The organism is Azospirillum brasilense, from assembly GCF_022023855.1.
Classification (GTDB): domain Bacteria; phylum Pseudomonadota; class Alphaproteobacteria; order Azospirillales; family Azospirillaceae; genus Azospirillum; species Azospirillum brasilense_F.
On sequence record NZ_CP059449.1, the window covers coordinates 990,710 to 1,015,401 of the forward strand.

The 24,692-nt window shown below is 70.2% G+C and carries 25 protein-coding genes and 1 pseudogene; 10 read left to right on the forward strand and 16 right to left on the reverse strand.

All coding sequences use genetic code 11. From position 1 onward, the window contains the following. The first annotated feature begins 160 nt into the window (after positions 1–160). Positions 161–1,789, forward strand: coding sequence for an ABC-F family ATP-binding cassette domain-containing protein (locus H1Q64_RS04705; protein ID WP_237904579.1), 1,629 nt, complete (start codon positions 161–163; stop codon positions 1,787–1,789). On the opposite strand, the gene H1Q64_RS04710 is transcribed toward H1Q64_RS04705, so the two are convergent. The 7 genes from H1Q64_RS04710 to H1Q64_RS04740 form a co-directional block, all read right to left on the reverse strand. Then, positions 1,749–3,290 (reverse strand): PAS domain S-box protein, encoded by a 1,542-nt coding sequence (locus H1Q64_RS04710; protein WP_237904580.1) that lies wholly within the window; start codon positions 3,288–3,290, stop codon positions 1,749–1,751. The two genes, H1Q64_RS04705 and H1Q64_RS04710, sit on opposite strands and share 41 nt — an antisense overlap. A gap of 161 nt (positions 3,291–3,451) precedes the next feature. Continuing rightward, a complete protein-coding gene (locus H1Q64_RS04715) occupies positions 3,452–3,856 on the reverse strand; it encodes a helix-turn-helix domain-containing protein (RefSeq protein WP_137103761.1) in 405 nt (134 codons plus the stop codon). 12 nt (positions 3,857–3,868) lie between these two features. After that, a complete protein-coding gene (locus tag H1Q64_RS04720) occupies positions 3,869–4,453 on the reverse strand; it encodes a Smr/MutS family protein (RefSeq protein ID WP_237904581.1) in 585 nt (194 codons plus the stop codon). Positions 4,454–4,575: 122 nt separating this feature from the next. Continuing rightward, positions 4,576–5,262 carry a LutC/YkgG family protein gene (locus H1Q64_RS04725; protein ID WP_237904582.1) on the reverse strand — a complete coding sequence of 229 codons (687 nt, stop codon included), beginning with the start codon at positions 5,260–5,262 and terminating at the stop codon, positions 4,576–4,578. Positions 5,263–5,264: 2 nt separating this feature from the next. Then, entirely contained in the window at positions 5,265–6,701 is a 1,437-nt protein-coding gene (locus H1Q64_RS04730) for a LutB/LldF family L-lactate oxidation iron-sulfur protein (protein WP_237904583.1), read from the reverse strand. Between the two features lie 4 nt (positions 6,702–6,705). Beyond that, a complete protein-coding gene (locus H1Q64_RS04735) occupies positions 6,706–7,491 on the reverse strand; it encodes a (Fe-S)-binding protein (RefSeq protein WP_014238892.1) in 786 nt (261 codons plus the stop codon). Positions 7,492–7,602: 111 nt separating this feature from the next. After that, complete coding sequence (locus tag H1Q64_RS04740; protein ID WP_237904584.1) at positions 7,603–7,776, reverse strand: hypothetical protein; 174 nt, start codon at positions 7,774–7,776, stop codon at positions 7,603–7,605. Positions 7,777–7,839: 63 nt separating this feature from the next. Between H1Q64_RS04740 and H1Q64_RS04745 the strand changes: the two genes are divergently transcribed. Next, entirely contained in the window at positions 7,840–9,144 is a 1,305-nt protein-coding gene (locus tag H1Q64_RS04745; protein WP_237904585.1) for a PAS domain-containing methyl-accepting chemotaxis protein, read from the forward strand. A gap of 62 nt (positions 9,145–9,206) precedes the next feature. Here H1Q64_RS04745 and H1Q64_RS04750 read toward each other — a convergent pair whose 3' ends face one another. Then, positions 9,207–9,806, reverse strand: a complete 600-nt coding sequence (locus H1Q64_RS04750; RefSeq protein ID WP_237904586.1) for a LysE/ArgO family amino acid transporter — start codon at positions 9,804–9,806, stop codon at positions 9,207–9,209. A gap of 95 nt (positions 9,807–9,901) precedes the next feature. Here H1Q64_RS04750 and H1Q64_RS04755 point away from each other — a divergent pair, with 95 nt between their 5' ends. Continuing rightward, entirely contained in the window at positions 9,902–10,786 is an 885-nt protein-coding gene (locus tag H1Q64_RS04755; RefSeq protein WP_237904587.1) for a LysR family transcriptional regulator ArgP, read from the forward strand. Positions 10,787–10,789: 3 nt separating this feature from the next. Here the strand turns inward: H1Q64_RS04755 and znuB are convergent, their stop codons facing one another. After that, on the reverse strand, positions 10,790–11,578 hold the full coding sequence (gene znuB / locus H1Q64_RS04760; RefSeq protein WP_237904588.1) for a zinc ABC transporter permease subunit ZnuB: 789 nt from the start codon (positions 11,576–11,578) through the stop codon (positions 10,790–10,792). Beyond that, a pseudogene (gene znuC / locus H1Q64_RS04765) lies at positions 11,571–12,333 on the reverse strand (zinc ABC transporter ATP-binding protein ZnuC). The gene znuB and the pseudogene znuC overlap by 8 nt, the downstream one beginning before the upstream one ends. A 152-nt stretch (positions 12,334–12,485) precedes the next feature. Here znuC and znuA point away from each other — a divergent pair. Continuing rightward, entirely contained in the window at positions 12,486–13,463 is a 978-nt protein-coding gene (znuA, locus tag H1Q64_RS04770; RefSeq protein ID WP_237904590.1) for a zinc ABC transporter substrate-binding protein ZnuA, read from the forward strand. Positions 13,464–13,534: 71 nt separating this feature from the next. Then, complete coding sequence (gene dapB / locus H1Q64_RS04775; protein WP_237904591.1) at positions 13,535–14,332, forward strand: 4-hydroxy-tetrahydrodipicolinate reductase; 798 nt, start codon at positions 13,535–13,537, stop codon at positions 14,330–14,332. Positions 14,333–14,351: 19 nt separating this feature from the next. Here dapB and H1Q64_RS04780 read toward each other — a convergent pair whose 3' ends face one another. Then, on the reverse strand, positions 14,352–15,251 hold the full coding sequence (locus tag H1Q64_RS04780) for a methylated-DNA--[protein]-cysteine S-methyltransferase (RefSeq protein WP_237904592.1): 900 nt from the start codon (positions 15,249–15,251) through the stop codon (positions 14,352–14,354). Positions 15,252–15,338: 87 nt separating this feature from the next. Further along, entirely contained in the window at positions 15,339–15,863 is a 525-nt protein-coding gene (locus H1Q64_RS04785; RefSeq protein ID WP_237904593.1) for a DUF2244 domain-containing protein, read from the reverse strand. Between the two features lie 88 nt (positions 15,864–15,951). On the opposite strand from H1Q64_RS04785, the gene nth reads away from it, so the two are divergent. Beyond that, positions 15,952–16,599, forward strand: coding sequence for an endonuclease III (nth, locus tag H1Q64_RS04790; protein ID WP_237904911.1), 648 nt, complete (start codon positions 15,952–15,954; stop codon positions 16,597–16,599). A 112-nt stretch (positions 16,600–16,711) separates the two neighbouring features. Here nth and H1Q64_RS04795 read toward each other — a convergent pair whose 3' ends face one another. Together H1Q64_RS04795 and H1Q64_RS04800 are read right to left on the reverse strand one after the other, a co-directional pair. After that, the gene (locus H1Q64_RS04795; protein ID WP_237904594.1) at positions 16,712–17,527 is read right to left on the reverse strand and encodes a bactofilin family protein; all 816 of its coding nucleotides are present in this window, start codon (positions 17,525–17,527) and stop codon (positions 16,712–16,714) included. A 193-nt stretch (positions 17,528–17,720) separates the two neighbouring features. Beyond that, the gene (locus H1Q64_RS04800) at positions 17,721–18,413 is read right to left on the reverse strand and encodes an EI24 domain-containing protein (protein ID WP_237904595.1); all 693 of its coding nucleotides are present in this window, start codon (positions 18,411–18,413) and stop codon (positions 17,721–17,723) included. A 179-nt stretch (positions 18,414–18,592) separates the two neighbouring features. Between H1Q64_RS04800 and H1Q64_RS04805 the strand changes: the two genes are divergently transcribed. From H1Q64_RS04805 to H1Q64_RS04820, 4 genes are all read left to right on the forward strand, one after another. Beyond that, positions 18,593–19,603: an adenosine kinase gene (locus tag H1Q64_RS04805; RefSeq protein WP_237904596.1), complete on the forward strand. Its 1,011-nt coding sequence runs from the start codon at positions 18,593–18,595 to the stop codon at positions 19,601–19,603. A gap of 63 nt (positions 19,604–19,666) precedes the next feature. Beyond that, positions 19,667–20,584, forward strand: coding sequence for a sulfite exporter TauE/SafE family protein (locus H1Q64_RS04810; RefSeq protein WP_237904597.1), 918 nt, complete (start codon positions 19,667–19,669; stop codon positions 20,582–20,584). Next, positions 20,581–21,360 carry a TIGR02186 family protein gene (locus H1Q64_RS04815; protein WP_237904598.1) on the forward strand — a complete coding sequence of 260 codons (780 nt, stop codon included), beginning with the start codon at positions 20,581–20,583 and terminating at the stop codon, positions 21,358–21,360. The genes H1Q64_RS04810 and H1Q64_RS04815 overlap by 4 nt, the downstream gene beginning before the upstream one ends. Positions 21,361–21,363: 3 nt before the next feature. Beyond that, positions 21,364–21,900 (forward strand): universal stress protein, encoded by a 537-nt coding sequence (locus H1Q64_RS04820; protein WP_237904599.1) that lies wholly within the window; start codon positions 21,364–21,366, stop codon positions 21,898–21,900. A gap of 6 nt (positions 21,901–21,906) precedes the next feature. Here H1Q64_RS04820 and H1Q64_RS04825 read toward each other — a convergent pair whose 3' ends face one another. Further along, positions 21,907–23,373 carry a fused MFS/spermidine synthase gene (locus H1Q64_RS04825; protein WP_237904600.1) on the reverse strand — a complete coding sequence of 489 codons (1,467 nt, stop codon included), beginning with the start codon at positions 23,371–23,373 and terminating at the stop codon, positions 21,907–21,909. A 30-nt stretch (positions 23,374–23,403) separates the two neighbouring features. Then, positions 23,404–24,660 (reverse strand): adenylate/guanylate cyclase domain-containing protein, encoded by a 1,257-nt coding sequence (locus H1Q64_RS04830; protein ID WP_237904601.1) that lies wholly within the window; start codon positions 24,658–24,660, stop codon positions 23,404–23,406. Positions 24,661–24,692: the final 32 nt, after the last annotated feature.

The following is a 24,692-nucleotide window of genomic DNA, read 5'->3' on the forward strand; positions in this document are numbered from 1 at the left end:
AGAGGGTTATAAGAGTCCACCCGCCTTGATCGGCTTTCTTGATCGATGGCCCCGCCGGCCTTAGGATGGCCGACGTCTCACCACGGCAGGATGCGCAGAACGATGGATTTCAACCCGACCGCAACGTCCGTTCGTTTCGTCTTCGGGGAAATCCGCGTCCATGCCTGCTTCCATCACACCGCCCGCCATCACCCTGGCGAACCTGTCCTGGTCCACGCCTGACGGGCGTTCCGTCCTATCCGACATCAGCCTGGGTTTCGGCCTTGAACGGACCGGGCTCGTCGGACGCAACGGCACCGGGAAATCGACTCTTCTCAAGCTGATGACGGGCGCGCTGCGTCCGCAATCCGGAACGGTGTCCGTCCGCGGCAGCCTGGGAATCCTGAATCAAAACCTGTCGGTGAGACCGGACGACACGGTCGCCGGGCTGTTCGGTGCGACCGCCATGCTGGACCTGCTGCGCCGAGCCGAGCGGGGCGACGCGGACGCCGACGCGCTGGCCGAGGTGGATTGGACGCTGGAAGGCCGCATCCGGTCGGCGCTCGGCCGGGTGGGGCTGGAGGCGGAGCCCGAGACGCCGCTGACATGCCTGTCGGGCGGGCAGCGCACGCGCGCCACCTTGGCCGCGGCGATCTTTCCGGAGCCCGATGTCCTGCTGCTGGACGAGCCGACCAACGATCTCGACCGCGAGGGGCGGGAGGCGGTCGTCGGGCTGCTGGCCTCCTGGCGGGCCGGGGCGGTGGTGGTCAGCCACGACCGCGACCTGCTTGACCGCATGGACGCCATCGTCGAGCTGACCTCCCTCGGCGCGACCCGTTACGGTGGAAACTGGAGCCACTACCGCGCCGTCCGGGCGCTGGCCCTCGACGCCGCCCGCCACGATCTGGCGGATGCCGAGAAGCGCGTGGCGGAGGCGGCCCGGACGGCGCAGGCCACCGCCGAGCGAAAGGCGCGCAAGGACCGGGCGGGGCAGCGGAAGGCGGCGAAGGGCGGCCTGCCGCGCATCCTGCTCGGCGGCCGGAAGGAGCGCAGCGAGGCCACCGGCGGCGACAACGCCCGCCGCGCCGCCCAGCAGAAGGCCGACGCGCTCGACGCCGTGTCCGCCGCCCGCGCGCGCATCGAAGTCCTTCAGCCGCTGTCGGTCGTTCTGCCGCCCACCGGCCTTCCGCCCGGCCGGACCGTGCTGACGCTCGACGGCGTCACCGGCGGCTATGAGGCGGGGAGGCCGGTCGTCCGCGACCTGTCCTTCACCATCACCGGGCCGGAGCGCGTTGCCGTCACCGGACCCAACGGGTCGGGCAAGACAACGCTGCTGGGACTCGTCGCCGGCCATCGCACCCCCTGGTCCGGGACGGTGCGCGTCGTTGCCGGCGCGGTCATGCTCGACCAGCGGGTGAGCCTTCTCGATCCGTCGGAAACGATCCTGGACAATTTCCGGCGCCTTAACCCGCGGGAAGGGGAGAACGCCTGCCGGGCGTCGCTGGCCCGCTTCATGTTCCGCGCCGACGCCGCGTTGCAACGCGTGTCAACCCTCAGCGGCGGGCAGACGCTGCGCGCCGGTCTCGCCTGTGTCCTCGGCGGCGCCGTCCCGCCGCCCCTGCTGATCCTGGACGAACCGACCAACCACCTGGACATCGAGTCCATCGAAGCGGTGGAAGCCGGGCTGCGCGCCTATGACGGGGCGCTGCTGGTGGTCAGCCACGACGAGGCCTTCCTCGACGCCATCGGGCTCACGCGCCGGCTGGACCTTACCAGTCCGTCAGGAAGCGTTCCTTCGGCAGGTGGATGACGACCGACGTGCCGGTCCCCTCCAGCGAGCGGATTTCCAGCCGGCCGCCGTGGCGTTCCACCAGGGACTTGGCGATGGACAGGCCCAGCCCGATCCCCTCGAACCGGCGGGCCAGCGAGGAATCGCCCTGGAAGAAGGGCTGGAAGACGGTTTCCAGGCGGTCTTCAGGAATGCCCACGCCGCTGTCGAACACCTCGGCCACCAGGGCGCCCGCGGAATCGACGCGGGCCGACACGCCGATGCGTCCACCTTCCGGCGTGAACTTGATGGCGTTGGACAGGAGATGCAGCAGCACTTGCTTCAATGCCCGCGGGTCGGCGAGCAGGGGTGGCAGTTCGCTGGCGATGTCGGCCTCGACGTGCAGTTTGCCGCGCTCCGCCCGCTTGGCGACCAGACGGACGCAGGAGACCACCACGTCGCGGAAGTCGCAGAGCGCCTCCTCCAGGCCGACCTGACCGGCCTCGATGGTGGCCATCTCCAGCAGGTCGTTGATGTTGGCCAGCAGCAGCTCGCCCGACCGTTTGATCTCCGCCGCGAAGTTGACGTACATGGGATTTTCCAGAGACCCCAGCATCTGCTGGTGGATCACGTCGGCGAAGCCCAGGATGCCGTTCAACGGGGTGCGCAGCTCGTGGCTCATGTTGGCGAGGAAGGCGGTCTTGGCGCGGTTGGCCAGCTCCGCCGCCTCCTTGGCCTCGATCAGCGCCTGCTCGGCGGCCTTGAAGGCGCTGAGGTCGCGCAGCATCGCGACGAAGACGTGGAAGCCCGGCAGGTCGATCTCCGACAGGGACAGCCAGACGACCATGGCGGTGCCGTCCCGCCTGAGGGCGGTCACTTCCCGCCCGACGCCGATGACCTGCCGCAACCCCGTCTCGTTGTAACGGCGCATGTAGGCGCCGTGCTTCGCGGCTTCCTCCGGCGGCATCAGGATGGTGATGTGCCGGCCGGTCAGCTCGTCCGGATCGTAGCCGAGAAGCTGTTCCGCCGCTTGGTTGGCGGCCAGGATGATGCCGCGGGCGTCGACGGTCAGGATGGTTTCGACCGCCTGTTCCACGATGGCGCGGTTGCGCGCCTCGCTGCGCTGAAGCTCCTCGTCGGCGGCGCGGACGGTCGTCACGTCCTCGATCACCATGGCCAGCGCCTGCGGCCGGCCGTCGGGGCCGTGCAGGCAGGATGGGCGCATGGCGGCGCGCATCACCCCGCCGTCGGCGCGCAGGAACCGCTTCTCGAAGGGATCCGGCGCCGCTTCGCCCCGCATCACCCGGCCGAAGCGCAGGCTTTCCCAGGCCCAGTCCTCCGGGTGGGTGACGTCGGCCAGATGCCGGCCGGTCATGTCCGGCGGGCTGTATCCCAGGTTGTGGGCGAAGGCGGGGTTGGCGGCCAGAATGCGCCCGTCCGGCGCGGCCACGACCATGCCGACCGACGCGCTGTCGAAGATGGTGCGGAACAGGGCGTCCGTCACGCCATGCTGGGGCATCACGGACCCGACCTCGGCGGTCATACGATAATCCCGTCTGGTCAAGCCTGGCTTCGGGGCAACCCGGACGGGATGGTAAGGGATTCAGCGCGGCGAAAGCGAACGCGAAACGTCCGGTTGCCCAGGCCGAAGGTGCGACCGATTAACCCACAAGGCAAATCAGGGCGTTGCGAGGTCTTCTCATCCTATCGCCGCCGGGGAGCCGCCCGCCGCCGCACCGCCGCACCGCCGCGGGCCGGCGCCTCGTCCAGCAGAAGGAGCAGCCGGTCCAGCGTTCCGTCGTCCAGGTCGTGGATGCGTTCGGCCAACCGGTTCGCCAGCTCGGTCGCCTTCGGGTTGAGCCCGGCGGTGTCCACCGTCACCCGCGGGTGCGACAGGTCGGCCAGCCGCTCCAACTCCTCCGCCTCGTCCCAGATGATGCCGAAATAGGCGCAGATCTGCCGGACGAGCTGGGCGGAGGGCTGGCCCCGCTTGCCATGCTCCAGCGCCGACAGATAGGCCGAGGAGATGTGCAGGTCCGCCGCCATCTGCTTGAGCGTCACGCTCTTGCCCTCGCGCAGGGCGCGGACCCGTTCGCCGAAGGGTGTCATCGCGGCCTCGTCCTAGCGGTGCCAGCCTTGATGCTGGTCGCGCCGCCGCTTGATGAGGACGTACAGCGCCCCATCGCCGCCGTGCCGGGGCTGCGCCGGGCGCACCGCCAGCACCATCGGGCGCAGGGAGGCGTCCGCCAGCCAGCGCGGCACCGACTGGCGCAGCACGCCGACCCCACCGGTGTAGGTGCCCTTGCCGGTGATGACCAGCACGCAGCGCCGCCCCTCGTGCCAGGCGCGGTGGACGAAGCCGCACAGTGCGCCGTGGGCCTGGGCCTGGCTCATCCCGTGCAGGTCGATGCGCCCGTCGATCTCCATCTCACCGCGCGAGAAGCGGTCGGCGGTGCGGCGGTCGATGTTGTCGAGGTTGCCGACCTTCAGCGGCGGCTGCGACGGGCGCCCGCCTTTCGGCACACCGCCGCGCGGCGGCAGGGTGGGGGGCGGGGAAGCGGTGGTGGCGACCGGTTCCGGCTCGCCCATGGGGGCGGCGGGAGGATCGGGGTCCTCGATGGTCCGGCCCGGCATCGGCTCCGCGTCGCGCATGGCGATCCGCCACAGCCGCCGTTCCTCGGTGGAGACCGAGCGGCGGCGGCTCATGGCATGGACCTCGGCGCGGCCCGTCCGGGCGCGCAGGTCGAAGGGCGGGGCGGATCAAACACGGCTAAACACGGGTTCCGGCGCGGGTTGCTCAGCGATAAACCCTTGAACACTCAGTCGTGTCAATCCTCCACCAGCAGAATGTGAAGGCGCCGCGGCCCGTGGGCGCCCAGCTCGATCCGCATCTCGATGTCGCCGGTCCGCGACGGCCCGGTGATGAAGTTGACGGTGCGGGGCAGGGCGCCCTTTCCGCCATCCGTCGCCCCGGCGGCGCGCAGGCGGTCCCAGGCGTCTTCCATGGTGCCGACGATCTGGCCGCGCTTCAGCACGACGATGTGGGTGTCGGGCAGGAAGTTCAGCGTGGTCGGCCGCTCCGCCCCGGACAGCAGCATCAGCGTGCCGGTTTCCGCCACCCCGGCGAAGGCGCCGGTCAGCGACGCGCCGTCGCTGTCGCGGGCGCGCCCCTTAGTCACCGTCAGGGTCGGGCGCTGGTCCCAGGGGATGGAGTCCAGGGCGGCGTCCGGGGCGACGCGGACCTCGGCGGGCAGGTTCAGCCCGGCCAGATAGTCGGCCACCGCTCTCGGCACCTCGGCCATCCCGCCCAGCAGCTCCACGGTCGCCGACACCTCGGTGGCCATGGCGGCGAACAGCTCGACCTGCTCGTCGTGGGGACGCTGGGCGCGGGCCGGGATCAGGTTGCGCGGGTGGGTGGCGAGCCGGCGGCGCGCCTCCTCGGACCCCTCGGCGGAATTCAGCGCCTTGCGGATGCCGCCCAGGATCTGGGCACGGGCGGAGCTGGTGTCGGCCATGGTCAGCGCGTTCCCTTCTTTTCGGCCGCTTTCCTTTCGGCCCACATCTGCTGGAAGGTGTTGCCCTCCGGCGCCGGCATGTCGCGGTGCTGCGTCCAGCCCTGGGCCAGCGGCAGGCGGGCGAAACGCCCCTTGCCGCGGCCCAGCATCCCCAGCGCCCGCACCGCCATCTTGGTGGCCGCGTGGTACAGCGCCGGCCGCCGCGCGAACCATCCCCACAGGGCCAGCCCCCGGCGCATGGCGGCGGGCTGGAGATTCTGCTCGAACTCCTTCTCCCGCCAGTGGCGCATCATCTTGGGCAGGGGGATGCGCATCGGGCAGACCGCCTCGCACCGCCCGCAGAAGGTGGAGGCGTTGGGCAGGTGCCCGGCCTCCTTCACCCCCAGCAGGGCGGGCTGCATCACCGACCCGATCGGCCCCGGATAGACCCAGCCGTAGGCGTGGCCGCCAACCGATCCGTAGACCGGACAGTGGTTCATGCAGGCACCGCAACGGATGCAGCGCAGCACGTCCTGGAACTCGGTGCCGAGCAGCGCCGACCGCCCGTTGTCGAGCAGCACGACGTGGAACTCCTCCGGCCCGTCGAGGTCGCCGGGGCGGCGCGGCCCGGTGGAGAAGGTGGTGTAGGCCGACGCCTCCTGCCCGGTGGCGGAGCGCGCCAGCAGGCGCAGAACCAGCGCCGCGTCCTCCAGCGTCGGCACCACCTTGTCGATGGTGGCGATCACCACATGGACGCGGGGCAGGATCTGGGTCAGGTCGCCGTTGCCCTCGTTGGTGACGATGACGGTCGAGCCGGTCTCCGCCACCATGATGTTGGCGCCGGTGATGCCGACGTCGGCCTGCTGGAACTTGCGGCGCAGCACCTGCCGCGCCTCGGCGATCAGCACCTTGGGCTCGTCCAGAACGCGGTCGGCCGGCAAATCGGTATGAGCCTGCCGGAAGGTACCCTCCACGTCCTTCTTGGACAGGTGGAAGGCCGGGGCGATGATGTGGCTGGGCGGCTCGCGGCGGAGCTGGATGATGTATTCGCCGAGATCCGTCTCGATGGGGGTCAGGCCGTTGGCCTCAAGGTGGTCGTTGATCCCGATCTCCTCGGAAATCATCGACTTGCCCTTGGTGACCGTCTTCGCCCCGACCTTGCGGCAGATGCCCAGGATGGCGTCGCGCGCCTCCTGGTCGGTGCGGCACCAGTGCACATGGCCGCCCTGCTCGGTGACCTTGCCTTCGAAGGCCTCCAGATAGGTGTCGAGGTTGGCCAGGACGTGGTTCTTCAGGTCGCGGCCCTGGTCGCGCAGAGCCTCGAACTCCGGCAGCCGGTCGGCGGCCTGTTTGCGGCGGTTGACGAACCCGGCGGGCGCGATGGCCAGGACTTTCTGAAGCCGCTCGTCGCTCAACGCCTTGCGGGCGTTCTCGGGGAAGGCGTGGGTGGTCGGCTGCATGGCGTTATGCCCTCCCACTTTTTATGGGCTCACCGATGGGAGGGGTGTCGGTGACGCCGGCCAGCACCTCCGCGACATGGCGGACGCGGACGGCGGAACCCTCGCGCTTCAGCTTGCCCGCCATGTTCAGCAGGCAGCCCATATCGCCGGCCAGCAGCGTATCGGCCTTGGTGCCCGCGATGTCCGCCGTCTTGGCCTCGACCATGCGGTTGGAGATGTCCGGGTACTTGACGCAGAAGGTGCCGCCGAAGCCGCAGCAGACCTCCGCCCCCGGAAGCTCGTTCAGCGTCAGCCCCTCGACCTTGGCCAGCAGGCGGCGCGGCTGCTCCTTGACGCCCAGCTCGCGCAGGCCGGAGCAACTGTCGTGGTAGGTGATCGTGCCGTCGTAGCGTGCGCCAGTGTCCGTCACCCCCAGCACATCGGTCAGGAAGGACACCAGCTCGTGCGTGCGCGCCGACAGGTGCCGGGCGCGCGCCGCCCAGGCCGGATCGTCGGCCAGAAGCTCCGGGTAATGCTTGCGGATCTGTCCGGCGCAGGAGCCGGAGGGGACGACGACGTGATCGAACCCCTCGAAGGCGGCGATGGTGCTGCGGGCGAGATCCCGCGCGGTGGCGCGGTCACCGGCGTTGAAGGCCGGCTGGCCGCAGCAGGTCTGGGACGCCGGCACCTCGACCGTGCAACCGGCGTCCTCCAGCAGCTTCACCGCGGCGAAGCCGACCGTCGGGCGGTAGACATCGACGAGGCAGGTGACGAACAGCCCCACTCGGGGGGCGGGGCGGGTGTCGGCCATGATGTGCAGTGTCTTCCCGGTGCTGATCCCCTGAAGGCGGCGACTTTAGGTCGTCCCGCCGGTGATGGCAACGGGCCGGGCCGGCAGCGTCCGGTCGCGGCGCACCGGGTATCATCCAAAGGTTGTGCAGACAAGAAGAAAAGCAAATAAAACAGAAAGTGAAACAAAAAGTACGGCAAACACCCCTTCTATTTCTGGAAACATGTAGGAAGTTTTTACCGAATTGAAATCTAAATTATCATATTTTCCGTACAAGAGAAAAGGCTGGCCGGTCGTTTCAGTCATGAGTCTCTGCTGAAGGTTGCACCGGTTTTCGTGTGAGGGGTAGGGGACAAGGCGATGAGTCTGATGAACTTTTTCCGGGGTGGGTCCAATGGCGGCAATGGGCGCGGCGCTGAGCTGGCTGAGCTGACCGAAGCGCTCGACCTCTATGGCAACCACGCCGGCGTCGGCCTGTGGGACGCGGTGTTCCACAACGGCGACCCGGCGCATCCGCAGAGCCGCTGGACCTGGTCCGGGCAGTTCCGCTGCCTGCTCGGCTTCGAGGGCGAGCAGGATTTCCCGAACCTGATGACCTCCTGGTCGGACCGGCTGCACCCGGATGACAGCGCCCCGACCTTCGCCGCCTTCGGCGCCTTCCTGGCCGACGCCAGCGGCCGCACGCCCTTCAACGTGCGCTACCGCGTCAAGATGCGCGACGGCTCCTACCGCTGGTTCCGCGCCATCGGCGGCTGCCGGCGCAACGCGGCCGGCGTGGCGCTGCGCGCCTGCGGCTCGCTGATCGATGTCCAGGAGGAGGAGGAGATGCGCCAGCGCGCCGGCTCCCTCGCCGCCGACTTCGACGCGAAGGTCAAGAGCGTGGTGCAGGCGGTGTCCGGCAGCTCGGCCGACATGCAGGGCGTGTCGCGCCAGCTCGGCGCCCTGTCGGAACGGTCGACCCGCCAGAGCGCGGAGGCGGCCAGCGCCACCGCCCAGGCGGCGTCCAACGTCCAGGCGGTCGCGGCGGCGGCGGAGCAGCTCTCCGCCTCCATCGGAGAAATCGGCCAGCAGGTCGAGCGGTCGGTCGCCATCGCCCGCGAGGCCGTGTCTCGCACCGAGCAGATCGGCGGCACCGCCGACAGCCTCGCCCAGTCGGCGCAGCTCATCGGCGACGTGGTGAAGCTGATCCAGGGCATCGCCGGCCAGACCAACCTGCTGGCGCTCAACGCCACCATCGAGGCGGCGCGGGCCGGCGAGGCGGGCAAGGGCTTCGCGGTGGTGGCGAGCGAGGTGAAGAGCCTCGCCAACCAGACGGCCAAGGCGACCGAGGACATCTCCGCCCAGATCGCCGGCATCCAGGCGGCGACCAACCAGACGATCGGCGCCATCCAGGGGATCGGCGAGACGATCCGGTCGATCAACGAGATCTCCACCACCATCGCCTCGGCCGTGCAGGAGCAGGCGGCGGCGACGCAGGAGATTTCCAACAACGTCGCCCAGGCCGCCCGCGGCACCGACGAGATCGCCCGCAGCATCGAGGCGGTGAGCGTGGCGGCGAACGAGACGGCGCAGGCCTCCAGCCTTGTCATCCGCTCCTCCTCCGACCTGTCCGGCCAGTCCGACAGCCTGAAGCATCAGGTCGAGACCTTCCTGCAGGCGCTGAAGGCGTCCTGACGGCAGGACCGGCGCGGGGAAGGGGGATCTCCGCGCCGGCCCCTGGGAGACGATGCTTCGGCTCAGGCCACCAGAGTCACCGCGATCGTGCACATGACGACACCGATGCCGGTGTCGAGCGCCCGCCACGCGCCGGGCCGGGCGAAGACGGGCCGCAGCAGGCGCGCGCCGTAGCCCAGCGCGAAGAAGAACAGGACGGACGCGGTCATCGCCCCCAGCGCGAAGGCGTTCTTGCCCTCGGCGAACTGGGTGGACACCGATCCGACCAGCACGACCGTGTCCAGATAGACGTGCGGGTTCAGCCAGGTCAGCGCCAGGCAGGTCGCCAGCGTCGCGCCGAGCCCCGCCGGAACCGTCGCCGCCGGGTCCAGCGCACCGCCCGCCTGCCAGGCCGAGCGGAAGCTGCGCAGCCCGTAGACCAGCAGGAAGGCCGCCCCGGCGTAGCGGGTCGCCGTCTCCAGCCAGGGCAGCCATTGGGCGGCCTGGGCGAAGCCACCGACCCCGGCCAGGATCAGCAGGGCGTCCGACACCGCGCAGGTCGCGCAGACGGCCAGCACATGCTCTCCGCGCAATCCCTGGCGCAGCACGAAGGCGTTCTGCGCGCCGATGGCGACGATCAGGCTGAGCCCCAGCAAAAGGCCGGGAAGGAAGGCGGAGAGCATGGCGGCCCCATTCGTTGGATGAGGCCGTTCCCCTACCATCGCCGTCCGGATTAGAATAACTAAAGTCTCTTATTCGGATTAAGGAACGCTAAGCCATGCTGGACTACGCCCTGCTCGCCGCGCTGGCCGCGGTGGTCCGCACCGGCAGCTTCGAGCGGGCGGCGGCGCAGCTCCACGTCACCCCCTCCGCCGTGTCGCAGCGGGTGAAGTTGCTGGAGGAGCGGATGGGGACGATCCTGGTGGTGCGCGGATCGCCCTGCACCGGCACCCCCGCCGGCCTGCGGCTGAGCCAGCACGCGGAGCGGGTGGCCCTGCTGGAGAGCGAGCTGCGGGATGGGCTGCCCGGCCTGCCGCAGGACGGACCGGCGGTGACGGTGCGCATGGCGGTCAACGCCGACAGCCTCGCCACTTGGTTCGTCGCCGCCATGGCCGGGACGCCGGACGTGCTGTTCGACCTCGTTCTGGACGACCAGGAGCACAGCGCCGACTGGCTGCGCCGGGGCGAGGTGCTGGCGGCGGTGACGGCGAGCGCCCAGCCGGTGCAGGGCTGCGACAGCACCCCGCTGGGTGCCTTGCGCTACGTGGCGACGGCCAGCCCGGACTTCCTGCGGCGGCATTTTCCGGAAGGGGTGGAGGCGGCGTCGCTGGCCCGCGCGCCGCGCCTGACCTACAACAGCAAGGATCGCCTTCAGACGCAGTGGACCCGTCAGGCTTTCGGGGTGGAGATCGCCTCGCCGACCCACTGGATGCCCTCCACCCACGCCTTCGTGGACGCGGCTCTGGCCGGGCTCGGCTGGGGGATGAATCCGGAGCCGCTGGTCGCCGACGCCCTGCGCGACGGGCGGCTGGTGGCGCTGGTGCCGGACCAGCCGCTCGACGTGCCGCTGTTCTGGCAGCGCAGCCGCATCGCCAGCCGCACCCTGGCCGACATCACGCGCTCGGTGTTGACGACGGCGCGCGTCCGCTTGACGCAAGTGTGAGGGTCAGCGGTTCGCCGCCGGCACCATCATGCTCGCCAGGAAGAGGGCGGCGGCGGCGACCACGATGCTCGGCCCGCCCGGCAAGTCCCAGTTCAGCGAGGAGAGCAGGCCGCCCAGAACCGCGGCGATCCCGAAGACCGAGGCCAGGGCGGCCATCGCCTCCGGCGTGCGGGAGAAGCGGCGGGCCGCCGCCGCCGGGATGATGAGCAGCGAGGTGATCAGCAGGATGCCGACGATCTTCATCGCCGCCGCGATCACCAGAGCGATCAGCAGCATGAAGGCCAGCCGCAGCGCCTCCACCGGCATGCCCTCGACCCGCGCCAGATCCTCGTCCACCGTCACCGCCAGCAGCCGGCGCCACAGCAGCAGCAGCCCGCCCAGTGCCGCCGCGCCGCCCGCGTAGATCCAGCCCAGATCACCGGTGGTGACGCTGAGGATGTCGCCGAACAGATAGGCGACCAGATCGACGCGCAGCGTCTCCAGGAAGGCGATGGCGACGAGGCCGAGCGACAGCGACGAATGCGACAGGATGCCCAGCACGGTGTCCGTGGCCAGCGCGCGGCGCCGCTGCAGCCCGACCAGAGCCAGCGCCAGCGCGACGCAGACCCCGACCACGCCGATCAGCGGGTTGACGCCCAGCAGGAAGCCCAGCGCCACCCCCAGCAGGGCGGAATGGGCCAGCGTGTCGCCGAAATAGGCCATGCGCCGCCACACCACGAAGGACCCCAGTGGGCCGGCGACCAGCGCGATACCGCAGCCGGCGGCCAGCGCGCGCAGAACGAAATCATCCATGGCAGCAGTCCCCGTCATGGCCGGGCACTACGGCGCCGTCGGGTGGCGTGCGCGTGGTCGTGGTGGTGGACATAGACGGCCAGCGCGTCGGCGTGGCCGCCGAACAGCGCGCGGTATTCCGGGTGGCGCCGCACGTCCTCCGGCGCGCCCTGGCAGCAGACATGGCCGTTGAGGCAGAGCACGCGGTCGGTGCGGGCCATCACCGTGTGCAGGTCGTGGCTGACCAGCAGCACACCGCAGCCGCGGGTGCGGCGCAGCGTCTCGATGCGCCCGAACAGCTCGGCCTGCCCATGGACGTCCACCGCCTGGTCGGGCTCGTCGAGCACGAGAAGCTCGGGATCGCCGAGCAGGGCGCGGGCCAGCAGCACCCGCTGCATCTCGCCGCCGGACACCGTCTGCACCGGGCTGGCGGCGAGGTGGGAGACGCCGGCCTCCTCCAGCGCCGTGGTGATGCGCGCCTCGGTCACCGGGCGCCACAGCGCCAGGAAGCGGCGGACGGTCAGCGGCAGGGTCGCATCGACCGTCAGGCGCTGCGGCATGTAGCCGATGCGCAGGCCCCGGCGCCGCTCCACCACCCCGGACGAGGCGCGGACGAGGCCCAGCACGGCGCGCACCAGCGTCGTCTTACCCGCACCATTGGGGCCGATCAGCGTGACGATCTCGCCGGGCCGCACCTCCAGGTCCACGCGGTCGAGGATCGTCCGCCCGCCCAGCCGCACCGTCAGCCCCTTGGTGTCGATCAGGGGAGGGGCCAGGGACGGGATCGGCGATCGCGCCGCGCGGGGGGCCGCGTGATGGGCCCCGTGATGGGTTGACATGTTATGTTATAACGTGACATTGCTGAAAACGAAGACAGCTATGCGCCGGAAAGGCCCGGCTGTCCAGTCAGACGATGAGGAACCCACCCATGCGCGCCGCGATGCGTCCCCTGCCGCTCCTTGCCCTTGTTGCCACCCTGGGCGCCGCGTTCCCGGCGCTGGCCGAGGCGCCGAAGGTCGTCGCCTCGATCAAGCCGGTCCATTCCCTGGTCGCCGCGGTGATGGAGGGGGTGGCGGAGCCGGCGCTGATCGTGCGCGGTGCGGCGTCGCCCCACACCTACGCCATGAAGCCGTCGGACGCGAAGGCGCTGGCGACCGCCGACCTCGTCTTCTGGATCGGGCCGGAGCTGGAGGGCTTCCTCGACAAGCCGGTCACGGCGAACGCCAAGAAGGCCACGTCCGTCACACTGCTGGAGGCGCCGGGCGTCACCCTGCTCGACGCCCGCGAAGGCGGCGCCTGGGAGGCCCACGACCACGGGCATGAACACAAGCACGATCACGATCATAAGCACGACGACAAGCACGCCCATGAGGACGATCACGGGCATGACGAGGTGAACACCCACATCTGGCTCTCCCCCGCCAACGCCCGCGCCATGATCGCGGCCATCGCCGAGGCTCTGTCGGCCAAGGACCCGGCCAACGCCGCCGCCTACACCGCCAACGCCGAGCGCACCGCCCGCTCCATCGACGCGCTGGACGCGGAGCTGAAGGCGGCGCTCGCCCCGGTGGCCGGCAAGCCCTTCGTCGTCTTCCACGACGCCTATCAGTATTTCGAGGCGCAGTACGGCCTGAACGGCGTCGGCGCCATCACCGTCAACCCGGAACGCCGCCCCTCGGCCAAGCGCCTGTCGGAGATCCGCGCCAAAATCGGCGGCCTCGGCGCCGCCTGCGTCTTCGCCGAGCCTCAGTTCGAACCGGCGCTGGTGAACACCATCGTCGAGGGCACCCCGGCGAAGAAGGGCGTGCTCGACCCCGAAGGGGCGGACCTGAAGGACGGTCCCGGCCTCTACCCCGCGCTGATGCGCAGCATCGCCGCGTCGCTGAAGAACTGCCTGGGGGCCTGATTCTTCTCGGCGCTTAAGCCTTGCCCCCGGCTGTGCTAGACCCGTGTCGGAATTCTCCCAGGGAGGCAGGCATGAAGATCGGGGTCGTCGGGTGCGCGGGGCGCATGGGGCAGATGCTGGTGCGCGAGATCGCCGCCACGCCGGGCTGCACGCTGGCCGGCGGCACGGAGCGGGTGGGCGGCCCGGCGCTCGGCAAGGACATCGGCGTTCTCGCCGGCCTTGAACCGCTGGGCGTCGTCGCCATCGAGGACACGGCGGCGCTGTTCGCCGAGGCCGACGCGGTGATCGACTTCACCAGCCCCGACGCCAGCGTTCGCCACGCGGCGCTGGCCGCCCAGTCGGAAACGGTGCTGGTCATCGGCACGACGGGCATCGGCCCGGTCCAGCAGGAGGCCATCGCCCAGGCCGCCACCCACACCCCCATCGTCCAGTCGCCGAACATGTCGCTGGGCGTCAACCTGCTGCTGGCGCTGGTCGAGCAGGTCGGCCGCGCGCTGGGCGACGACTACGACATCGACATCCTGGAGATGCACCACCGCAACAAGGTGGACGCGCCCTCGGGCACCGCGCTCGGCCTCGGCCGGGCGGCGGCGGCGGGGCGCGGGGTGGCGCTGGAGGATGTCTGGCAGAAGGTCCGCGACGGCCACACCGGCGTCCGCCCGCGCGGCGAGATCGGCTTCGCCACGCTGCGCGGCGGCGACGTGATCGGCGACCACACGGTGGTCTTCGCCGCCGAGGGCGAGCGGGTCGAGCTGACCCACAAGGCGTCGGGCCGCCAGATCTACGCCAAGGGCGCGGTCCGCGCGGCGCTGTGGGCCAACGACAAGCAGCCGGGCCTCTACAGCATGAAGGACGTGCTGGGGATGTGATCGGTCAGGCCGCGGTTCCCTACGCCGCGGCCTCGTCCTCCGGCATGGCGTGCCCCTGCTCCCAGGCGAGCAGGGCGCGCTTGCGGGGGATGCCGTAGCGGTAGTTGTGGATGATCCCCGACTTCTGGATCACCCGGTGGCAGGGAATCAGCACGCAGACCGGGTTGCGCCCCACCGCCGCTCCCACCGCCCGCATGGCGGTCGGCTGGCCGATGGCGCGGGCCACGTCCTCGTAGGACACGACGGCGCCGGAGGGGATGCGCAGCAGCGCCTCCCACACCTTGATCTGGAAATTGGTGCCCTTCATCAGCAGGCGCAGCGGCTCGCCTTCTGCGGAACCGTCCCAGCGGAAGGCGCGGGCGGCGACCGGGCGGGTTGCTTCGGCGTCCTCCACCAGACGGGCGGCCGGCCAGGCGGCGGCCATCTCGGCCAGCGCGTCGCGCCCGTCCTCCTCTTCGGCGAAGCTCAGCCAGCAGACGCCGCGCTCGGTGGCGGCGACCAGCGACGGGCCGAAGGGGGTGGGGTGCAGGCCCCAGCGGATGGTCAGCCCGCCGCCCAGCGCCTTGTACTCGCCCGGCGTCATCGCCTCGCAGGCGACGAACAGGTCGTGCAACCGCGACGGGCCGGACAGCCCGACGTCCAGCGCCACGTCCAGCACGCTCTGGTTCGCGGCGAGCAGCCGCTTGGCGTTGTCCAGCGTCAGGAATTGCAGAAAGCGCTTCGGGCTGATCCCTGCCCATTGGGTGAACAGCCGCTGGAAATGGAAGGGGCTCATGCCGGCGACCACGGCCAGCTCGTCCAGCCCCGGCTGGTCCTGCCAGTGGTCCACGAGATGACGGATGGCGGCGGCGATGGCGCGGTGGCGCCGCGCGCTAACCAAGTCTTCTGCCGGGTCTTCGGCGGGATTCAGGCACGGCATGGCGTTCTCTCCCAGGCTCCATGACCGGCGCAGGATGCGCCGCCGGAGCGGGCCGACCAACCCGTTTCTTGCGCAAACACCCTGCAGTCAGGGCACCGGTTCGGGATGGCAGGGCGCGCGGCGCCACAGGGCCAGCGCGCCGCGCAGCGCCTTGGCGAAGTCCGCCCGCTCGTCCGGCGTCAGGAAGGCGCCGACGGTCACCGACTGCCCGTGCGAGGTGAGGGTCACCCGCCCGCCGTGCCGGGGCGGGCCGTCCAGGGTGACGCGCAGCCAGTTGGGCTGAAGGCTCCAGCGCCGCTCCGGCTTGTTCCAGGCGACGCGCTGGACGGTCAGGTCGGTGTCGGTCAGGCGCACCCGCTCGTACAGCCGGGCGGCGCGGTTGTTGACGCGAAAGGCCAGCCAGAGGATCACCACGTCCAGCCCGCAGAAGGGCACCACCGGCCACGCCCCGTTGGCGGCGAAGATGCCGGCGATCAGCAGGTTGACGAGGATCACCACGCCCATCAGAACGCGGAACCCGTGCCGCCCCAGGCTGCGGTGCGGGTGCAGGACCGCGTCGAAGAAGACGCGGGGTGCCGGGGGCAGGGCCAGGGACGGGGTATGACGGGCCATGGTCATGCACACAAACTGGTGTGTCTCGGACGCGGGTTCCAGCCGGCATGTTTGCATGAACCGCCAGGGTCCCGCTATGCTGCGCGCCATGAAGCCCGCCGCCGTTCAGGAATTCTTCCGCCGCCTCAGCGCCGCCAACCCGGAGCCGAAGAGCGAGCTGGAATACGTCAATCCCTACACCCTGCTGGTCGCCGTCGTGCTGTCGGCGCAGGCCACCGATGTCGGCGTCAACAAGGCCACCGGCCCGCTGTTCCGGATCGTCACCACGCCGCAGCAGATGGTCGAGCTGGGGGAGGAGCGGTTGCGTGGCTTCATCAAGACCATCGGCCTGTTCAACACCAAGGCCAAGAACGTCATCAGGCTGTCGGAAATCCTGGTCGCCCAGTATGGCGGCGAGGTGCCGCGCGACCGCGAGGCGCTGGAAACCCTGCCCGGAGTCGGGCGCAAGACCGCCAACGTGGTGCTGAACGTCGCCTTCGGCGAGGAGACCATCGCGGTGGACACCCACATCTTCCGCGTCGGCAACCGCACCGGCCTCGCTCCCGGCAAGACCCCCGACGCGGTGGAGGCCAAGCTGCTGAAGGTGGTTCCCAAGACCTACCGCCGGCACGCCCACCACTGGCTGATCCTGCATGGCCGCTACGTCTGCAAGGCGCGCAAGCCCGACTGCCTCGTCTGCCCGGTCAGCGACCTGTGCGGCTTCAAGGACAAGGTCCTGCCGGCCGCCGCGGTGTGAGCGGCAAGGTGTGATGTTTCCCGTGAAACGCTTGCGATACCTGGATAAAGAAAAAGCCCGGCGAGGGGTCGATCCCCGCCGGGCTTGATCGCGATACCGCGTTTAACGGCGTTTAGCCGTCCACCACGATGGGGTCCAGCACAGCCGGGGCCGCTTCCGCCGGGGCGGCGGGGGCCGCGGCCGGCTTGGCCGCCGGGGTGTATTTCCCGATCTCGCCGTTCAGCAGGGCGCCGGCCTCGACCGCCAGCTCGCCGTACTTGATCGAACCGTTGATCTTGCCGGTGGAGCGCACGGTCAGGCGGCCGCGCACGATGATGTCGCCCTCGAAGCGGCCGCCGATGTCGGCCTCGTCGATTTCCACGGCGCCCTTGAACAGGCCGGTTTCGGCGATCTCGATGGACCGGCCGTCGCGCAGCTTGGCCTCCACCGTGCCTTCCACGACCAGGATGTCGCAGGACCCGATCTCACCATTTAGGGAGATGTCGCGGCCGACGATCAGGCGACGCTGGTCGCTGGCGAGCGGAGCGGCCGGCGCCGGAGCGACCGGGGCGGGGGCCGCGGCGGGAGTGGCGGCCGGGGCGCCGTACCCATCAGGACGGCGCGGCGTGGCACCCGGCAGGTCGACGGTGCGGCGCGGAATGTCCGTCGGCTTGTAGCTCGAACCGGGGATCGGGGCGCCGGCCGGCGGCTTCGGGGTGCTCGTGTTCATCTCGGGTCCCTTGGAGGAAATCGGCTCGGGTTGCGGCGTGCGGGCGACCGGGGCGGAGGCGGCCGGCGGATTCGCCGCGGACGGGTTGCTCAGGGAGGCAAGCGGCGACACCGCCGCCGCGGGTTCGGCGGCGCCCGCCTGTGGTGCGGCCAGGGTGGCCGGGTCGGCGCTTTGGGTCTTCGGCGCACCGACGGGCGGATTCTTTCGTCCGAACAGCATGAACGTTGATCCCCAGGTCAGTCAGGTCGTGAAGGTTGGCAGGTCGTCGAGGTCGGGTCATCGGAGGCGGTTTCGCATGAACCGGGCCCGATCGACGGCAGCCAAAAGACCACCCCGCCGGGGTAACACGGTCATCCGGCCGGCCGCAAGTGGGCTTTGGTGCACGGTCGGGGCCGCGCCGCCCAGCGGTCCGTCACGGCCCTTCCCGGCGGGAAAGGCCCGGCATGGACCCCGTCATGGAATGGTAGACATGGACCATGAAGGCGCTCGCGATCACCGGCACCAGCAGGTTGACGAAAGGAATTGTCGAAAGAAAGGCAATTACCGCGCCAGCCAAAAATGGTTTCAACGGGCTGGAACGCCGCAGAAACCCCGCCTCCTTCCGTCCCATCCGCCGGATCGCCACCATCTCGAAATATTCGCGGCCGAGAAGATAGCCGTTGGCGGTGTAGAAGATCAGCAGGTTCAACCCCGGCACCATCAGATACAGGGGCAGGGCGAACAGATTGACCAGCAGGACGATGGCGAAAAAGCGCAGCGCGGTCAGCAGCTCTTCCCCAAGGCCGGTCTGGCGGGGCGCCGGCAACTGGGGATAGTGGCGCCGCTCCACCGCCTGCACCACCTCGTCCAGGAAGAAGCTGGACACCATGCCGACCGTGGCGGGAAACAGCACCCAGGCCAGCAGCAGGACGGCCAGCCCGCCCAGCACGTCCAGCACACCGTCCACCCAGGCGTAGCCGGTCAGCGCGGTGTGGAACAGCGCCCACCACACGGCCCCGGCCAGCAGGGCGAAGGCCAGGATGGCGGACAGCACGCCGATCCACACGACGCGGCGGGACGCCGGGTCGGAAAGCTGTCCGATGGCGAGAAGCAGGGCGCGGATCATCCGGACTCTCTTTCGATGGGGCCGTTGCGGCCGGGCGACGCTTATCTACGACGGCGGACCGTTCCATTCCAGGGGACCTTGCGCCGCGCTTGAGATGTGAGGGCGGGCCGCTATACTCGCGCCCGGTTTTGTTCAGCGGTCCAGACACCGCATTTCCCCAGCCTTTCCAAGGAGCGCCCATGGCCACGGCCGAATTCGACGTCACCGGCATCGGCAACGCCATCGTCGACGTGATCGCCCATGCCGACGACGCCTTCCTCACGGCCAACGGCATCGAGAAGGGCGCGATGACGCTGATCGACGCCGCCCGCGCCGAGGAGCTGTACGGCCGCATGGGTCCGGGCATCGAGGTGTCGGGCGGTTCCGCCGGCAACACCATGGCCGGCATCGCCTCGCTGGGCGGCCGGGGGGCCTACATCGGCAAGGTCCACGGCGACCAGCTCGGCCAGGTCTTCCGCCACGACATCCGCGCCGCCGGCGTGCGTTTCGAGACGGCGGCCGGACACGGCGGCGCCCCGACCGCGCGCTGCCTGATCCTGGTGACGCCGGACGCCCAGCGCTCCATGAACACCTTCCTCGGCGCCTGCGTGGAGCTGGGGCCGGAGGACATCGACGAGGCGCTGATCGCCAACTCGCAGGTCACCTACCTGGAGGGCTATCTGTGGGACCCGCCCCGCGCCAAGGAGGCCTTCCGCAAGGCGGCGTCCACCGCCCACGGCGCCGGGCGCAAGGTGTCGCTCTCGCTGTCCGACAGCTTCTGCGTCCACCGCCACCACGCGGAGTTCCTGGACCTCGTCGAGGGCCATGTCGACATCCTGTTCGCCAACGAGCATGAGATCACCGCCCTCTACAGGACCGACCGCTTCGAGGACGCGCTGGAGGCGGTGAAGCGTCTCGGCAAGACCGCCGCCCTGACGCGCAGCGAAAAAGGCGCCGTCATCGTCTCCGGCGGCGAGGTGGTCGAGGTTCCCGCATCACCGGTGGCCCGCGTGGTCGACACCACGGGGGCCGGCGACCTCTACGCCGCCGGCTTCCTCTACGGCTACACCCGCGGGATGGTTCCGGCGGTCTGCGGCCGCATCGGCGCGCTGGCCGCGGCGGAGATCATCAGCCATGTCGGCGCCCGTCCGGACGTCGTGCTGGCCGATCTGCTGCCGGATCTGCTGAAAGACGCGGGCGTTCCGGCCTAATTGCCGGAACACCGCCTGTAGGGTATAAGCTGGCGGACCTTCCCGTCCGCCGGCTCCGCCCCCATGCAAGTCTATCTGCCGATCGCCGAGATGTCGGTCAACGCCCTGCTCGTGCTCGGCATGGGGGGGCTCGTCGGCTTTCTGTCCGGCATGTTCGGGGTGGGGGGCGGCTTCCTGATGACGCCGCTGCTGATCTTCATCGGCGTTCCGCCCGCCATCGCGGTGGGCACCCAGGCCAACCAGCTCGTCGCCGCCAGCGTGTCGGGCGTGCTCGCCCACTGGCGGCGCGGCAACGTGGACGTCAAGCTCGGCGTCGTCATGCTGCTGGGCGGCATGGTCGGCACGGTGGTCGGCGTCTGGATCTTCTCCATTTTGCAGCGGATCGGCCAGATCGACGCGGCGATCACGCTGTCCTACGTCTTCTTCCTGGGCACCATCGGCACGATGATGATGGTGGAGGCCAGCCGCGCGCTGATCCGCCGCCGCGCCCCCACCGCCAAGCGAGGCAAGCTGCACCGTCACATGTGGCTGCACGGCCTGCCGCTGAAGATGCGGTTCCAGCGCTCCAAGCTCTACATCTCCGCCCTGTTGCCGGCCGGGATCGGGGCGATCGGCGGTATGCTGGTGGCGATCATGGGCATCGGCGGCGGCTTCATGCTGGTGCCGGCGATGATCTATCTGCTGAACATGCCGACCGGGCTGGTGGCCGGCACCTCGCTGTTCCAGATCATCTTCACCACGGCGATGGCGACGCTGCTCCAGGCGGCGACCAACCAGACGGTGGACGTGATGCTGGCGCTGCTGCTGCTGATCGGCGGGGTGGTCGGCGCGCAGTTCGGCACCAAGGCCGGCGGCCGGCTGCGCGGCGAGCAGGCGCGCCTGCTGCTGGCCTCGCTGGTCGTCGCGGTGGCGCTGAAGCTCGCCTTCGATCTGGTGGTCGAGCCGAACGACGTCTTCACCATCTCGACGAGGATGTCGTGAGCGCTGTCCGCAGGGGCACCGGACGGCTGTGGTCCGTCCGGATCGCCGGCGGGCTGGTGGGGCTTCTGGCGGGGGTGTTCCTGGCTGCCACGGTGTGGGCGCAGCAGCTCGTCGCCGATCTGTCGAGCCACCTGATCGCCATCACCACCGGCTTCACCGGGACGGAGGTCGTGTTGTTCGGCACCACCGACGGGGCGGGCGACGTCGCCATCGTGGTGACCGGCCCGCGCACCCCGGTCACGGTGCGCCGCAAGGAGCGGATCGCCGGCATCTGGATCAACGCGCGCAGCGTGCGGTTCGAGCAGGTGCCCGGCTACTACATGGTCGCGACGAACCGCCCGCTGGACCAGTTCGTCGGCCGTCCGGTGCTGGAGCGCCACCAGATCGGCCTGCCGAACCTCCAGCTCGGCCCGCGCGAGCAGCTGGCCCCGGACCAGCTCGCCCTGTTCCGCTCCGCCCTGATCCGCAACAAGCAGCGGGCCGGGCTCTACGGCATCACGCTGGGGCAGGTGGCCTTCCTGGGCGAGCGGCTGTTCCGGACCAACATCTATTTCCCGGCCAACGTGCCGACGGGTCTGTACAATGTGGAAGCGCTGCTGATCCGCGACGGCGAGGTGGTCAGCGCCCAGACCACGCCGCTGGTGGTGTCCAAGGTTGGCTTCAGCGCGGAAATCTACGACTTTGCGCGCAACCAGCCGATGATTTACGGTGTTGCCGCGGTGATTGGCGCCATCGCCGCCGGCTGGCTGGCCGGCGCCATCTTCCGGAGGGTGTGACCCATGTCCGATCCGATTGCGTCCATTCCGACCGCGTCCGATCCGGCCGTTTCCGAACCGGAGGTTACGACCAAGCCGCCGGTCCGCATCTTCCTGGTCGTGGTGGACGAGAGCCCGGAGCTTCAGCTCGCCCTGCGCTACGCCTGCCTGCGCGCCCGAAAGTCGGGGGGCAAGGTGGCGCTGCTCTACGTCATCGAGCCGGGCGAGGTGCAGCAGTGGCTGGCCCTGGAAAATCTGATGCGCGAGGAGCAGCGTGCGGAAGCGGAGCAGAAGCTGCAGAAGCTTGCCCGCGACGTGAACCGGCTGACCGGCACTCTGCCGGCCCTGTACGTGCGCGAGGGCAACCGCCGCGACGAGGTGCTGGCCCTGATCGACGAAGAGCCGAGCATCTCCATCCTCGTGCTGGCCGCCGGCGTCGATCCGGAGGGGCCGGGGCCGCTGATCTCCTACTTCACCAACCGCGGCCTCGCGAAGATGCGCATTCCGCTGACCATCGTGCCGGGCGGCATCGGCATAGACGCGCTGGACGCCATCACTTAGGGCGTCTCAACGTCCATAGAGGGCGGTAAGGCTGCGCTGGTCGATGTCGGACCGGTCGTCGGTCAGCACCGGGTGCCCGGCCAGTTCGGCAGGGGCCAGCGTCTCCAGGATGCGCGAGGCCGCGTACGTCGCACCCGGCGGGGCGGCGCGCAGGCGTACGCTCAGATCCTCGAGCGTACGCGCCTCCTTCGTGGCGATCAGCAGGTAATTCCCGCGCCCGGCGTCGGCGACGTACACCGCCGGGAAGACCGCCCCCTGCGTCGCCGTCAGTGGCCCGACCAGAGCGTCGCGGTCCATCGGGGAGGCGACGTTCATGACCAGCACGCCGCCCGGCGCCACCCGCCGCTCCACCGCCGCGAAGAACTCCCTGGTCGCCGTGAAGAAGGGGATCAGCGCGGTCGAGTAGAGGTCGACGATCACCACGTCGTGCTGCTCCGGCGACCGTTCGACGTGGCGGCGGGCGTCCTCCACGGCGACTCGCACCTCGGGCCGCAGGCCGAACCTCTCGCGCGCCACCTCGACCACCGCGGGGTCCAGTTCCACCCCCAGGATGTCGGCGCCGGGCCAGGAATCGAGGATTTCCTTGGCGGCGGCCCCGCCGGCCAGCCCCAGCACCAGGACGCGCGTGCCGTTGCCCAGGGCCGGGACGGCGGCGAACAGGTCGTAGTAGAGGCCGGTCGGGCCGCCGTCCTTGCGCAGCCGCGACTGGGTGGCCCAGGCCACGTTCAGATGCAGGCGGACCTGCTCGGCGTCCTCCTGCACCATGATCGTGTTGTGCGGCGTCTCGCGGTAAAGGGCGAAGCCCTGCCCCTCGCCATGGCCGGCGGCCCAGGCCAGGGGAACCGCCAGGGCCGCGGCGGCGGCCACCCGTTTCCCACCCGGAATGAACAGGCAGGCGAGCGCCGGCAGCACCGCCGCCAGGGCGTAGCCCGCCGACACCCCGACCTGCGGGATCGCGTAGAAGGAGGCGAAGAAGGTGCCGCCGATGCTGCCCAGCGTGCCGACCGCGTAGATCCGCCCCGCCGCCGCCGCACCGGTCAGGCTGCTCAAGCCCGCGCAGATCGGCGATACCATGGCCAGCGCGAAGGACGGCAGGCCGAGGATCAACGCCGCCCCGACGACCGACCCCTCGACCGCGTTGAAGCGGCCTGCGGCGTCGGCCAGCATCGGCTTGCCCAGCCAGGGCGTCAGCGCCGCCGCGGCGACCCCGGCCAGCAGGGCGGCGCGCAGCGCCGGCACCGCCTTCGGCCCGTCGCCGAGCTGCCCGCCGGTCCAGTAGCCGGCGGCCATGAAAGTCATCACCACGCCGATGACGGCGCCCCACTGATAGACCGAATAGCCAAAATGCGGCGCCATCAGCCGCCCGCCGAGGATTTCCATCATCATCAGCGACCAGCCCGCCGAGAAGGCGGCGGCGGCCAGCGCGAAGGAGCGGAGGGATAGGCGGGCGGGGGAGGGATCGCGACCGCTCAAGGCCGGCGACCGGGGGTTCGTTGCAGCGCCCTATTCATCGGTCCCTTCATTGGTCCCTGTCTTCTCCTTCAGCCCATAGACCTCGATCGGGTCGTTCAGCCCCTTCACCGGATGCCAGCCGACCGAGACGAGGCGGCTGGCGCAGGCCTCGGCCACCTCGGCAGAGGTCAGGACGTTGCGGTCCAGGCGGCTGCACAGCCCCTCAATCCGGCTGACCAGATTGACCGCCGGGCCGATGACGGTGAAGTCCAGCCGGTTGGCGGAGCCGATGTTGCCGTACATGACCTCGCCCATGTGGAGCGCGATGCCGCAGCGCAGGGTCGGCTGGCCCCAGGCGGAGCGTTCGGCGTTGCGGGCGGCCATGTCGGTCAGCGCCTCCTGCGCGGCGTCCAGCGCCTTGGTGCAGGCGGCGGCCCCGGTCGGGTCGCTCTCCTCCAGCGGGAAGATGGCTAGCATGGCGTCGCCGATGAACTTCATGATCTCGCCGCCGCGGCTTTCCACGGCGCCGCCCATGATCTCGAAATAGCCGTTCAGCAGGGCGATCAGCTCCTCCCGCGGCAGCCGGTCGGCCAGCGAGGTGAAGCCGCGCAGGTCGCAGTACCACAGCACCGCGCGGACATTGGCGCCGGTACCACGCCGGATGTCGCCGGACAGGATGCGCGCGCCGGTGCGGTGGCCGACATAGGTGTCCAGCACCGTCGTTGCCAGCCGCCGCAGCGCCAGCGTCTCCAGCACCGCGCCCAGCGCCGGAAGCACCGCGTCGACCAGCGCCAGATCGGCGGTGGAGAAGCCGCCCGGCCGGTCGGTGGTGAAGCTCAGCACGTTGCGCCGTCCCCCGGCGAACAGCACCGTCATGGCGACATAGTCCGTCGCCCCCTGCGCCTTCAGCTCCGCGAAGACCGGGTATGGGTAGGGCGGCTCCATCTGCTCCAGCCGGTAGCGCAGGCCGTCGGCGCCGTCCTCGATCAGCGTGGCGAAGGGGCTGGTCAGATACTCGGTGCTGGTCTCCGTGCCGTGGGCGCGGGTGGCGATCTCCACCTGCTCGGCGTTGCGGCGCCAGAAGAAGGCGATGGTGCGGATCTGCGGGTGCAGCAGGGGCAGGGCGCAGACCACGCGCAGCAGCGGGACGCCGGACGCCATCAGGCGTCGGCAGAAGCGGTCCATCATCGGCTCGAAGCCGGGTGCGTGCCGGCCTTCCAGCAGCAGCCATTCGACGACCTCCCGCGCGGCGTCGTCGATGGATGGGGCCGCAGGGGTAGACGGTGCGGTGGCCGCGGGCGGTGCCATGCTCACGGATCGATAACCATAAAGATGCGATG

Excerpts from the sequence above, each read along its gene's own strand:
- H1Q64_RS04785 (WP_237904593.1), bottom strand. The coding sequence starts at position 15,863 with ATGGCCCGTCATACCCCGTCCCTGGCCCTGCCCCCGGCACCCCGCGTC.
- H1Q64_RS04795 (WP_237904594.1), bottom strand. The coding sequence starts at position 17,527 with ATGCTGTTCGGACGAAAGAATCCGCCCGTCGGTGCGCCGAAGACCCAA.
- H1Q64_RS04800 (WP_237904595.1), bottom strand. The coding sequence starts at position 18,413 with ATGATCCGCGCCCTGCTTCTCGCCATCGGACAGCTTTCCGACCCGGCG.
- H1Q64_RS04750 (WP_237904586.1), bottom strand. The coding sequence starts at position 9,806 with ATGCTCTCCGCCTTCCTTCCCGGCCTTTTGCTGGGGCTCAGCCTGATC.
- H1Q64_RS04715 (WP_137103761.1), bottom strand. The coding sequence starts at position 3,856 with ATGACACCCTTCGGCGAACGGGTCCGCGCCCTGCGCGAGGGCAAGAGC.
- H1Q64_RS04805 (WP_237904596.1), top strand. The coding sequence starts at position 18,593 with ATGGCCACGGCCGAATTCGACGTCACCGGCATCGGCAACGCCATCGTC.
- H1Q64_RS04830 (WP_237904601.1), bottom strand. The coding sequence starts at position 24,660 with ATGGCACCGCCCGCGGCCACCGCACCGTCTACCCCTGCGGCCCCATCC.
- H1Q64_RS04740 (WP_237904584.1), bottom strand. The coding sequence starts at position 7,776 with ATGACTGAAACGACCGGCCAGCCTTTTCTCTTGTACGGAAAATATGAT.
- H1Q64_RS04735 (WP_014238892.1), bottom strand. The coding sequence starts at position 7,491 with ATGGCCGACACCCGCCCCGCCCCCCGAGTGGGGCTGTTCGTCACCTGC.
- H1Q64_RS04720 (WP_237904581.1), bottom strand. The coding sequence starts at position 4,453 with ATGAGCCGCCGCCGCTCGGTCTCCACCGAGGAACGGCGGCTGTGGCGG.
- H1Q64_RS04725 (WP_237904582.1), bottom strand. The coding sequence starts at position 5,262 with ATGGCCGACACCAGCTCCGCCCGTGCCCAGATCCTGGGCGGCATCCGC.
- H1Q64_RS04710 (WP_237904580.1), bottom strand. The coding sequence starts at position 3,290 with ATGACCGCCGAGGTCGGGTCCGTGATGCCCCAGCATGGCGTGACGGAC.
- znuB (WP_237904588.1), bottom strand. The coding sequence starts at position 11,578 with ATGGATGATTTCGTTCTGCGCGCGCTGGCCGCCGGCTGCGGTATCGCG.
- H1Q64_RS04780 (WP_237904592.1), bottom strand. The coding sequence starts at position 15,251 with ATGCCGTGCCTGAATCCCGCCGAAGACCCGGCAGAAGACTTGGTTAGC.
- nth (WP_237904911.1), top strand. The coding sequence starts at position 15,952 with ATGAAGCCCGCCGCCGTTCAGGAATTCTTCCGCCGCCTCAGCGCCGCC.
- H1Q64_RS04730 (WP_237904583.1), bottom strand. The coding sequence starts at position 6,701 with ATGCAGCCGACCACCCACGCCTTCCCCGAGAACGCCCGCAAGGCGTTG.
- znuA (WP_237904590.1), top strand. The coding sequence starts at position 12,486 with ATGCGCGCCGCGATGCGTCCCCTGCCGCTCCTTGCCCTTGTTGCCACC.
- dapB (WP_237904591.1), top strand. The coding sequence starts at position 13,535 with ATGAAGATCGGGGTCGTCGGGTGCGCGGGGCGCATGGGGCAGATGCTG.
- H1Q64_RS04705 (WP_237904579.1), top strand. The coding sequence starts at position 161 with ATGCCTGCTTCCATCACACCGCCCGCCATCACCCTGGCGAACCTGTCC.
- H1Q64_RS04755 (WP_237904587.1), top strand. The coding sequence starts at position 9,902 with ATGCTGGACTACGCCCTGCTCGCCGCGCTGGCCGCGGTGGTCCGCACC.
- H1Q64_RS04810 (WP_237904597.1), top strand. The coding sequence starts at position 19,667 with ATGCAAGTCTATCTGCCGATCGCCGAGATGTCGGTCAACGCCCTGCTC.
- H1Q64_RS04745 (WP_237904585.1), top strand. The coding sequence starts at position 7,840 with ATGAACTTTTTCCGGGGTGGGTCCAATGGCGGCAATGGGCGCGGCGCT.
- H1Q64_RS04820 (WP_237904599.1), top strand. The coding sequence starts at position 21,364 with ATGTCCGATCCGATTGCGTCCATTCCGACCGCGTCCGATCCGGCCGTT.